This window comes from Aestuariivirga sp., from assembly GCF_044239095.1.
Classification (GTDB): Bacteria; Pseudomonadota; Alphaproteobacteria; order Rhizobiales; family Aestuariivirgaceae; genus Aestuariivirga.
Map to the genome: position 1 here is coordinate 1 of NZ_JBIICB010000154.1, position 9818 is coordinate 9818.

The 9818-nt window shown below is 63.0% G+C and carries 8 protein-coding genes; 5 read left to right on the plus strand and 3 right to left on the minus strand.

The features are described 5' to 3' along the window. Positions 1-198 precede the first annotated feature (198 nt). Positions 199-1242 (plus strand): AraC family transcriptional regulator, encoded by a 1044-nt coding sequence (locus ACILRA_RS14015; protein ID WP_395662714.1) that lies wholly within the window; start codon positions 199-201, stop codon positions 1240-1242. Positions 1243-1331: 89 nt separating this feature from the next. On the opposite strand, the gene ald is transcribed toward ACILRA_RS14015, so the two are convergent. After that, entirely contained in the window at positions 1332-2450 is a 1119-nt protein-coding gene (gene ald / locus ACILRA_RS14020) for an alanine dehydrogenase (RefSeq protein WP_395662715.1), read from the minus strand. A gap of 121 nt (positions 2451-2571) precedes the next feature. On the opposite strand from ald, the gene ACILRA_RS14025 reads away from it, so the two are divergent. Both ACILRA_RS14025 and ACILRA_RS14030 read left to right on the plus strand, forming a co-directional pair. After that, the gene (locus ACILRA_RS14025) at positions 2572-3039 is read left to right on the plus strand and encodes an Lrp/AsnC family transcriptional regulator (RefSeq protein ID WP_395662716.1); all 468 of its coding nucleotides are present in this window, start codon (positions 2572-2574) and stop codon (positions 3037-3039) included. A gap of 8 nt (positions 3040-3047) precedes the next feature. Further along, entirely contained in the window at positions 3048-3782 is a 735-nt protein-coding gene (locus tag ACILRA_RS14030; RefSeq protein ID WP_395662717.1) for a hypothetical protein, read from the plus strand. Between the two features lie 222 nt (positions 3783-4004). Here ACILRA_RS14030 and ACILRA_RS14035 read toward each other — a convergent pair whose 3' ends face one another. Both ACILRA_RS14035 and ACILRA_RS14040 read right to left on the minus strand, forming a co-directional pair. After that, positions 4005-4940 carry a DMT family transporter gene (locus ACILRA_RS14035; RefSeq protein ID WP_395662718.1) on the minus strand — a complete coding sequence of 312 codons (936 nt, stop codon included), beginning with the start codon at positions 4938-4940 and terminating at the stop codon, positions 4005-4007. Between the two features lie 4 nt (positions 4941-4944). After that, a complete protein-coding gene (locus tag ACILRA_RS14040) occupies positions 4945-6408 on the minus strand; it encodes a PLP-dependent aminotransferase family protein (protein ID WP_395662719.1) in 1464 nt (487 codons plus the stop codon). Between the two features lie 91 nt (positions 6409-6499). Between ACILRA_RS14040 and ACILRA_RS14045 the strand changes: the two genes are divergently transcribed. Together ACILRA_RS14045 and ACILRA_RS14050 are read left to right on the plus strand one after the other, a co-directional pair. Then, positions 6500-9307, plus strand: coding sequence for a molybdopterin oxidoreductase family protein (locus tag ACILRA_RS14045; protein ID WP_395662720.1), 2808 nt, complete (start codon positions 6500-6502; stop codon positions 9305-9307). Beyond that, on the plus strand, positions 9304-9818 hold a 515-nt coding region (locus ACILRA_RS14050; RefSeq protein ID WP_395662721.1), incomplete at its 3' end, for a 4Fe-4S dicluster domain-containing protein. The genes ACILRA_RS14045 and ACILRA_RS14050, both read left to right, overlap by 4 nt.

Consider the following 9818-nt stretch of genomic DNA (forward strand, 5'->3'; position numbering starts at 1 on the left):
CACGCCGGGTGCGATCTCGGTCGTCATCTTGTAGGTTTTTGCCTCGGCGGGTGCAGCAAGCGCACCGATCGCGGCCGCCATCAGCAAGTGCAAGGCAAGCGTCAGATTTCTTGTCATTCCGTTACCCGTTTGCTCAAGTTAGATTAAGGATTGTATGGAATTTCGCGCAATAGTGGTTGCGATTTGAGGACGCCTCCCATGCCGGTGACAACAGGGCAGATTGCGATGCAACGCGCGGCCTCACTGATGCTGTTGCCGTCCATGCTGGCCGAGTTCGGTGTTGGCCTGGATGGCGTGCTCCAAGGCACAGGTGTCACCCGAGACCAGCTGCGGCCCGATGCCTTCATTCCCTATGCGGCCTACCTCGCAATCCTCGACAATGCCAGCACCGCGACGGGCCGCGACGATATCGGGATACTGCTCGGCCAGCGCCAGGCTCTGGCCGCACTCGGGCCGCTGGGCAGCGCAATGAAGCATGCGGCCACGCTGGGAGAGGCGATCGCCGCTTTCTCAGCCTTCCAGATCAACAATTCAACCGGCGGCGCAGTCTATCTCATTCGAGCCGACCGGGATGTCCTTCTTGGATATGGCGTCTACGATCTGCCGGTCAGGGTCTCGCACCAGATTTACGACATGGTTTTAGCCGTGGGCTGCAATCTCATCGCCGAGCTCACCCAGGGAACGCTCGGCCCTGAGGAGATCCTCGTTTCGCGCGCCCCGCCGGACGATCCTGCCCCTTATCAGCGCCTCGGCCGCTGTCCGGTCCGCTTCGGCCAGAGCCAGACGGGCCTGTTGCTCCGGGCGTCGTCTCTGGACTACCGGCTGCCGGAGGCCAACAGCGGCTTGCACGGCAGGGCCCTTGCCGGTCTCCTCTCCGATTTGGAGCGGTCGCGGGGGGAAATGTCAGGTCATGTCCGCCATCTGCTCCGCTCGCTTCTGTTGATTGGGCAAGCGAGCATGGAGGAAGTGGCCAAACGGCTCGGTCTCCACCCTCGCGCCATGCGGCGCCGGCTGCAGCGGGAAGGCACGACATTCGAGGCCATCAAGGATGAGGTTCGCTATACGGTCGCGCGTGAGCTCCTCTTGCTGGGCGATCTCGGCGTCACTGACATTGCCATCACCCTCGACTACGCGACCGCAAGTTCCTTCGTGCACGCCTTCCGGCGCTGGAGTGGCGTGTCGCCCGGCCTCTGGCGCAGCAAGGCGAGCGCGCGACGTGCACGAAACGCCGAAATGCCATAGGCCATGGCGGCCACCCTATGCGAACGGGGGCAGACATGAAAACGCCCGGCTTGCACCGGGCGGTCCCACAATCAGGCCGGGATGTTTCTTCAGGCCGCCATCGCCTTGTCGGCGGCGACGTAGCTATAGCCCAGGTCGTCCGCCACGGCCTTGTAGGTCACCTTGCCGTTGGCCACGTTGAGGCCGTTGCGCAGGTGCGGGTCATCTGCCAGTGCCGTCTTCCAGCCCTTGTCGGCTATGGCCAGCGCGAAGGGCAGGGTCACATTGTTCAGTGCATAGGTTGAGGTACGGGCAACGCCGCCCGGCATGTTGGCCACGCAGTAATGGATCACGCCGTCCACCACATAGGTGGGCTCGGCATGGGTGGTGGCCTTCGAGGTCTCGGCACAGCCGCCCTGGTCGATGGCGACGTCGACCAGCACCGAGCCCGGCTTCCAGTCCTTCAGCATGGCGCGGGTCACGAGCTTCGGCGCCGCGGCACCGGGGATCAGCACGCCGCCGATCACCAGGTCTGCCGAGGCGCATTCATCCTCGACCGCGCCCTGTGTCGAATAGATGGTCTTGATCTGCGTGCCGAAGCGGGCGACGAGTTCTTCCATGCGGTCGGTGTTCTTCTCGAGAATCGTCACGTCGGCACCCATGCCGAGCGCCACGACGGCCGCATTGGTGCCCACGACACCGCCACCAAGGATAGCGACCTTGGCCGGCGCCACGCCGGGAACGCCGCCCAGCAGCACGCCGCGGCCGCCTTGAGCCTTCTCAAGGCAATGCGCGCCGGACTGCACCGACATGCGCCCCGCGACCTGGCTCATCGGCGCCAGCAGCGGCAGCCCGCCGCGCGCGGACGTCACGGTCTCATAGGCAATGCACACAGCACCCGAATTGACCAGGTCCTTGGTCTGCTCCGGATCGGGGGCGAGGTGGAGGTAGGTATAGAGGATCTGGCCTGGGCGCAGCATCTTGCGCTCGGCTGCCTGGGGCTCCTTCACCTTCACGATCATGTCGGCCTTGGCGAAGATTTCCGCCGCCGTGGGGATGATCTTGGCCCCGGCCTGGACATAGTCCGCATCGGTGGCACCGATGCCGGAACCGGCATTGGCCTCGACCCACAGCTGGTGCCCGTGGCGCACGGCTTCCTTCACGGAGGTGGGCGTCATGCCCACGCGGTATTCATGGTTCTTGATCTCTTTCGGAACGCCGATCAGCATTGACTTCTCTCCCTTGTCGGTAGAGCGAACTTATCAAAATCCGACTCGAAAGAATTTCCGAAGACGCAGCGTGAGCACTGCAGCATTGAAATCTCATTCGAACTGAAGCTAGAATACTCGAATGTCATCCCGTAATCTCGACAAGACAGACCTGATCATTCTGGCTGAGCTTCAGAGGAACGCCCAGCGCCCGGTTGCCGAACTGGCACAGAAGGCTGGTCTCTCGCCATCCTCCTGCCACCGCCGCGTCAAGCTTTTGGAGGAAGCGGGCGTGATCGCCGGCTACACCGCGAACCTTGACCGCGCCGCGCTGGGTCTCGCCAATGAATTCTTTGTCGAGGTCTCCCTCTCGGCCCAGACGGAGGAAGCGTTCGAGAAATTCGAGAAGGCGGTCCAGCGCGTGCCGGAGATTCTCGAATGCCACCTGATGAGCGGCCAGTTCGACTATCTCTTGCGTGTCGTGGCGGCGGACGCGTCTGACTATGAACGTATCCACCGCTCGCATATCTCCCGCCTTCCCGGCGTGCAGCGCATTCAGTCCTCGCTGGCGCTTCGCACGGTCAAGGGTTGGGCGGGTTATCCGATCTGAGGATCATCATGCTGAAGGATCTTCCCGTCCACATGCTCTGGGTTTCGGGCGAACTCTCCCGGCTTGCACGCCTCAGCCTGGCGAGCTTTCTAAGCAATGGCTATCGAATCACGCTGTGGAGCTATGAGCCTCACCGACTGGACGGCGCCCGGGATGCCACGGCCATCCTGCCGCTGCCGAAGCAGGATGCGGCCAACATGGCCTATCTGACGAGTCTTTTCCGCTACCGCGTGCTGGCGGAGCAGGGCGGTGTCTGGGCCGACATGGATATCGTGGCGCTGGGCGGCGATAATGCCATGGCAGCGCGCCCGCTCGTTGCCTCAGAGAAGCGCCGCCCCTTCCGCCATGCTGTCCCGACCGTGACCGGCCAGAGCCTGACCCAGGTGACGAACTGCTTCATGGCGAACCCGGCGCCGAGGCCCGGCGACCTTTGGCACCGTGCAGTGGACCGGGTCGCGGCTCTTAATCCGGAAGACCGCAGCTGGGAAAACATAGGCCCTCACATGCTCTCGGACCTGATGCTGGGCGAGGGCGGCCACGGTATCGACATCCTTCCACCCGAACTGGTGGATCCCGTCGCCTGGTGGAACGTTCCTGCGTTTTTCCTCGAGGCGCGTGATCCCCCCTCGTCGCCGTTCATGCACATGTATGCCACGATATGGGCCCGGCGCGGCGTGGATGCAGAGGCCCCGTTCCCCGAGGCCTCTCTCGCAGGGCACCTCTGGCGGCGCTTCGGGCTTTAGAGCATGACCCGCAAAAGTGGAATCCACTTTTGCGATAAGGTCATGCTCAAAAGATTGATCTTGCGCGAGTTCTTTTCGACCAGGTGATTCCACCTGGTCGGAACGCGCGTTAGAGCATGACCCGCAAAAGTGGGATCCACTTTTGCGATAAGGTCATGCTCAAAAGATTGATCTTGCGCGAGTTCTTTTCGACCAGGTGATTCCACCTGGTCGGAGCGCGGGCTAGCCCAGCGAGCGGTCGATCTGCCGGTCGCGCAGGAGCATCAGTATGCCCGCGGTGATCACGATTGCCGCGCCGGCCCAGGTGTAGAGGTCCGGAAAGTCGCCGAACAGCAGGAGGCCGAATCCCACCGCCCAGATCATCGCTGAATACTCGAATGGCGCAACGAAGTTCGTCTCCGCCAGCCGGTAGGCGTTGATGAACAGCAGCATGGCGCCGCCGGCCAGCACGCCGTGGCCCAGCAGCAGCGCCGCATCGAAGGCGCCAGGCCAAACCCATGGCCTGGACAGGAACACGAGACTGGGATGGCTGAAGCTGCCGAAGTCCACGGTGCTGAACAGGATCCAGATGAGGATCGCCATCGCGGCATAGACGAAGTTCTGCCAGGTGGCGATCACGATGGGCGCCACCTTCTGCGACAGCGGCCGGCTGAGCATCTGCCCCGTCGCATATCCGAAGGCGGACAGCAGCGCCAGGAAAGCTGCGGGCTCGAACACTCCGGCGCCTGGCCGAACCATGATGAGCACTCCGACGAAGCCCGCGATGATCGCCATCCAGCGGTGGAAGCGCACGCGCTCGCCCAGCAGCGGCCCCGCGAGCCCCGCGACAAAGAATGGCATGGTGAAGTAGATCGCCACCGCGTTGGCGATCGGCATCGCCGCAATCGCAAGCACGAAGGCCAGATAGGCCACGGCCAGGATCAGGCTTCTCAGCAGCACGCGCGGCCAGAACGGAGTGGACAGGGACCACCCGCGCCCCTCCTTCCACAGGATGTAGGCGATCAACGGCATAGATCCGATGCAACGGAACAGCAGCGTCTCGTAAGCGGGATAGCCAGAGGACATGTATTTGACGACGGCATCCTGTGCCGAGGCGAGGCCGATGCCGGTCAGCACGTAGACCGTCGCCAGCGCGCGATTATCAGAGTGCAAGCGCATCGCGTCAGCGCCGCACGAGGTCTGCGAGAATGCGGATTCCCGGTTCGATCTTTTGCTCTTCAATCGAGGAGAATGCGAGGCGGTAGAAGTTGCGTGGAGCATCGTTCACGCCGAATGTCACGCGGCCCGGCTCAATCAGCACGCCCTTCTCGGCGGCATGTTGCGCAAGCTCCTCGCTGTCGAGGCCCTGACGTCCTCTCACCCAGTAGCTTGTACCACCAAAGCTCGGCACCCGGCTCGATTCGGGAATATGCTGCTTCAATGCTTCGCCCATGATCTCCCAGCGGCTCCTATAGGCGCGGTGCAACCGCCGGATCAGCGTGTCGTGATGGCCGAGCGAGAGAAACAATGCCGCCGTCCTCTGGTTGTTGTTGGGCGCATGCCGCACCATCAGTCTGCGCAGGGCGCGCGCCTGCTTCACCACGTTGCGCGGCGCCACCAGAAACCCGAGCCTCAGGCCCGGAAACAGTGTCTTTGACAGTGAGCCGACGTAGATGACGCGTCCATCGTCGTCGAGCGACTTGAGCGCGGGGCAGGGCTCGTTCACGTAATTGGTTTCGAATTCGTAGTCGTCCTCGATGATGACGACGTCATGTTTGGCTGCGCGCTTGAGCAGTTCCATGCGGCGCTCCAGCGGCATGGTCACGGTGGTGGGGAACTGGTGGCTGGGCGTGGTGAAGACGAGGTCGCAGGCGTTGAACTCTTCGCTGGCCGCCAGGCCCCTCTCGTCCATCGGCAGCAGCGCCACGTTCGGCGTGGCCAGCCGGAAGATGTTGCGCACGTCCGGATAACCAGGCTCTTCCATGCCTACACGCGTGCCGGGGCTCACGAGAAGCGTGGTCAGCAGGTAGAGCGCGTTCTGCGCCCCCAGCGTCACCAGGATCTCGTCGTCGTTCGCCATGATGCCGCGGCGCGGCAGGATGCGGCGGCGGATCTGCTCGACGAGGAGCGGGTCGTCATGCGCCCATGTATCGTTGGTCCATGAACCGAGCCACTTCTTGCCCAGCGCCTGGCGCGCGCAGTCACGCCATTCGGCAAGTGGAAACAGCGTGTGGTCAACCTGGCCATAGATGAAAGGATAGGGGTAGGACTGCCAGTCGAGGGGTTTCGAGACGTTGGATTGCTCAGCGGGATTCATGGTCAGGCGGCTGGACCAGTCGATGCTGCTTGTTGCCGCCTGCGGCTTCGCCACCAGCTTCGGAGGTGCCGCTGACTCGATCGCCTTCTCGGAGACATAGTACCCCGACCGCTCGCGCGCCACGAGGTAGCCGTCATCCAGCAGGCCCTGATAGGCGAGAACCACGGTGTTCCTGGAAACGCCCAGGCTCTTCGCCATCTTGCGGGTAGATGGAATCGGTTCCTCGCGGGCCAATTGCCCGTCAAGAATGGCAGAAACGAGCGCCTCCCTGATCTGGGTCTGGAGGCTGGCGTGTTCATTTCGCCTGATGTGGACGAGCCAGTCGCGCAAATTTGGTTCCTGTGAACGCAGCGTCTGGACCTATCATAGGACCAAAAGAGCCGTTAGAGTAGTGGTAACTGGATCCGTGAGCCGCATGCCCATGACAGAGCCGTCCGTGAACACCTCGCCCAAGGGCTGGGACGAGATCAAGACCACAACCTGCTACATGTGTGCCTGCCGCTGCGGAATCAGGGTGCAGCTGAAGGATGGCCGCGTCACCTATATCGACGGCAACCCGGAGCACCCGGTCAACAAGGGCGTGATCTGCGGCAAGGGTGCGGCCGGCATCATGCAGCATTATTCGCCTGCCCGGCTTTCGAAGCCGCTGATTCGCGTCGGCGAGCGCGGCTCGGGCGAATTCCGTGAGATCGAGTGGGAAGAAGCACTTTCAACCGCCACGGGTTGGCTCTCGGATGTGCGGGCGAAGGACCCCAAGAAGCTCGCCTTTTTTACCGGCCGAGATCAGAGCCAGGGCCTCACCGGCTGGTGGGCCGCGCAATTTGGCACGCCCAACTATGCCGCCCACGGCGGCTTCTGCTCCGTCAACATGGCGGCTGCGGGCTTGTACACCTTTGGTGGCTCCTTCTGGGAGTTCGGTGAGCCGGACTGGAAGCACACGAAATACTTCATGCTCTTCGGCGTGGCCGAGGACCATGCCTCGAACCCGATCAAGAAGGCGCTGGGCCTCTTGAAGGAGCGTGGCGCGAAGATCGTCTCGATCAATCCCATCCGTACCGGCTACTCGGCGATCGCGGATGAGTGGATCGGCATCAGGCCGGGCACAGACGGCCTCTTCGTCGGCGCCCTTATCCATGAGTTGCTCAACAGCCAGAAGATCGATGGCGAATACATCCTGCGCTATACGAACTCGCCCTGGCTCATCATTGAGAACCCGGGTGGTGCGGATGATGGGCTGTTTGCCCGCAACCAGCAGGGCTCGGCCCTTGTCTGGGACAGCCATTCCAATTCGCCCATGCCCGCCCTCTCGCCCGATGCGGCGCCGAAGCTCATGGGCCGCTACAAGCTCGCTGACGGCCGCCGGGTTGTCACCGCCTTTACGCTCATTGCAGAGCGCTTCCTCGAGCCCGAATGGGCGGCGGAGAATGTGGCGGAGCGCTCCGGCGTTCCCGCGGACACGATCCGCCGCATCGCCGCCGAGCTTGCCCGCACCGCCTTCGAGGAGGAGATCGCACTCGACGTTCCGTGGACGGATCATCTGGGCCGGTATCATGAGAAGATGGTGGGCCGCCCCGTCTCCATGCATGCCATGCGCGGAATCTCTGCCCATGCCAACGGCTTCCAGACCTGCCGCACCATCCATCTGCTGCAGATCCTGCTCGGCACAATCGATGTCCCCGGTGGCTTCCGCTACAAGCCGCCATTCCCCAAGCCGCCCCCGCCCGGTGTGAAGCCCGCTGGCAAGCCGGGCCAGGTGAAGCCCAATACGCCGCTTCCTGGGCCCCCGCTCGGTTTCGTGACAGCGCCCGAGGACCTGCTGGTTGATGAAGTGGGAACACCCCAGCGCCTCGACAAGGCCTATAGCTGGGATGCGCCGCTGGCTGCCCATGGCATGATGCATATGGTCATCACCAATGCGGCCAAGAAGGACCCCTACGGCATCGACGTTCTGTTCATGTACATGGCCAACATGAGCTGGAACTCGGCCATGAACGTGCCGGACACGATCAAGTACCTGACACAGAAGGAGCCCGACGGTTCCTACACCATCCCCAAGATCATCTATTCCGATGCCTATGCGTCCGAGATGGTGCAATACGCCGACCTGATCCTGCCCGACACCACCTATCTCGAGCGCTGGGACTGCATCTCGCTGCTCGACCGCCCGATCTCGGAGGCAGACGGTCCGGCGGATTCGATCCGCCAACCTGTGGTCGAGCCTGAGCGCGACGTGCGCCCCTTCCAGACCGTGCTGCTCGACCTCGGCACGCGGCTCGGCCTGCCCGGCATGACGCGCACCGATGGCTCGCCGCGCTATCCCGGCGGCTATGCGGATTACATCGTCAACCATGAGCGCGCACCCGGCATCGGCCCGCTCGCCGGTTTCCGCGGGCCCAATGGCCGGTCGCAGGGCAGGGGCACGCCCAACCCCGAGCAGTTGCAGCACTATATCGACAATGGCTGCCACTGGTTCTACGAGCTTCCCGATCACATGAAATACTACCGCCATGTGAACTGGGCCTATCTCGACTGGGCCACCTTCTTCGGCTTCATCGGCAAGCCGGAGCCCGTCATCCACCAACTCTATTGTGAGCCTTTGCAGAAGTTCCGTCTTGCAGCACAGGGCCATGGCAAGGTTCTTCCGCCTGCGGAACATCGCCAGCGTATCACCACCTATTTCGATCCCATCCCCTTCTGGTATCCGCCCTTCGAGGGCGAGATGGTGTCGGAGGCTGAATTCCCCATGCATGCCGTCACCCAGCGGCCCATGGCCATGTATCACTCCTGGGGCTCGCAGAATGCCTGGCTCCGCCAGCTGCTCGGCCGTAACTGGCTCTATATGGCGCGCGAGATGGCGGCGAAGCTGAAGATCAGCGATGGTGACTGGGTCACCGTCACCTCGCACCATGGGAAGATCAAGGCGCAGGCCAAGCTCATGGATGGGGTGAATCCCGAAACCGTCTGGACGTGGAACGCCATCGGCAAGCGCTCCGGCGCCTGGAACCTCGAGCCCGGTGCGGACGAATCAAGCAAGGGCTTCCTGCTCAACCATCTCATCTCGGAACTCCTGCCCGAGCGCGAGGGCGGCTACCGCTATTCCAACAGCGATCCCGTCACCGGCCAGGCCGCCTGGTATGATCTTCGCGTTCGTGTCGAGAAGGCGTCCGACCAATCCGGCGTCAGCGAGCCGCAATTCGCCACCATGAAGACGCTCACGAGGGTCACATGACGTCGCTTCCTCCACCTTCCGCCAAAAAGCTCGGCCTCGTCATCGACCTCGACACCTGTGTCGGCTGCCAGGCCTGCGCCACCTCCTGCAAGGAGTGGAACACGCAAGGCTATTCCGCACCCCTGAACGACGTGAACGCCTATGGCTCGGATCCCTCCGGCACCTGGCTCAACCGCATCCACGGCTATGAGGTGAAGGAGGAGGGCCAGGCGCAGTCGCGCATCGTCAACTTCCCACGCTCCTGCCTGCACTGCGAGGAGCCGGCCTGCGTCACCGTCTGCCCCACGGGGGCAAGCTACAAGCGCGCCGAAGATGGCATCGTGCTGGTCAATCCCGAAACCTGCATCGGCTGCAAGCTCTGCTCCTGGGCCTGCCCCTATGGCGCGCGCGAATATGACCAGGCCGATGGCGTGATGAAGAAATGCACGCTCTGTGTGGATCGCATCTACAACGAGAATTTCGAGCCGGAGGACCGGCAGCCCGCCTGCGTCAAGGCCTGCCCCACGGGTGC

Coding starts and splice junctions, on each gene's coding strand:
- ACILRA_RS14035 (WP_395662718.1), bottom strand. CDS start 4,940: ATGCGCTTGCACTCTGATAATCGCGCGCTGGCGACGGTCTACGTGCTG.
- ald (WP_395662715.1), bottom strand. CDS start 2,450: ATGCTGATCGGCGTTCCGAAAGAGATCAAGAACCATGAATACCGCGTG.
- ACILRA_RS14015 (WP_395662714.1), top strand. CDS start 199: ATGCCGGTGACAACAGGGCAGATTGCGATGCAACGCGCGGCCTCACTG.
- ACILRA_RS14025 (WP_395662716.1), top strand. CDS start 2,572: ATGTCATCCCGTAATCTCGACAAGACAGACCTGATCATTCTGGCTGAG.
- ACILRA_RS14045 (WP_395662720.1), top strand. CDS start 6,500: ATGACAGAGCCGTCCGTGAACACCTCGCCCAAGGGCTGGGACGAGATC.
- ACILRA_RS14030 (WP_395662717.1), top strand. CDS start 3,048: ATGCTGAAGGATCTTCCCGTCCACATGCTCTGGGTTTCGGGCGAACTC.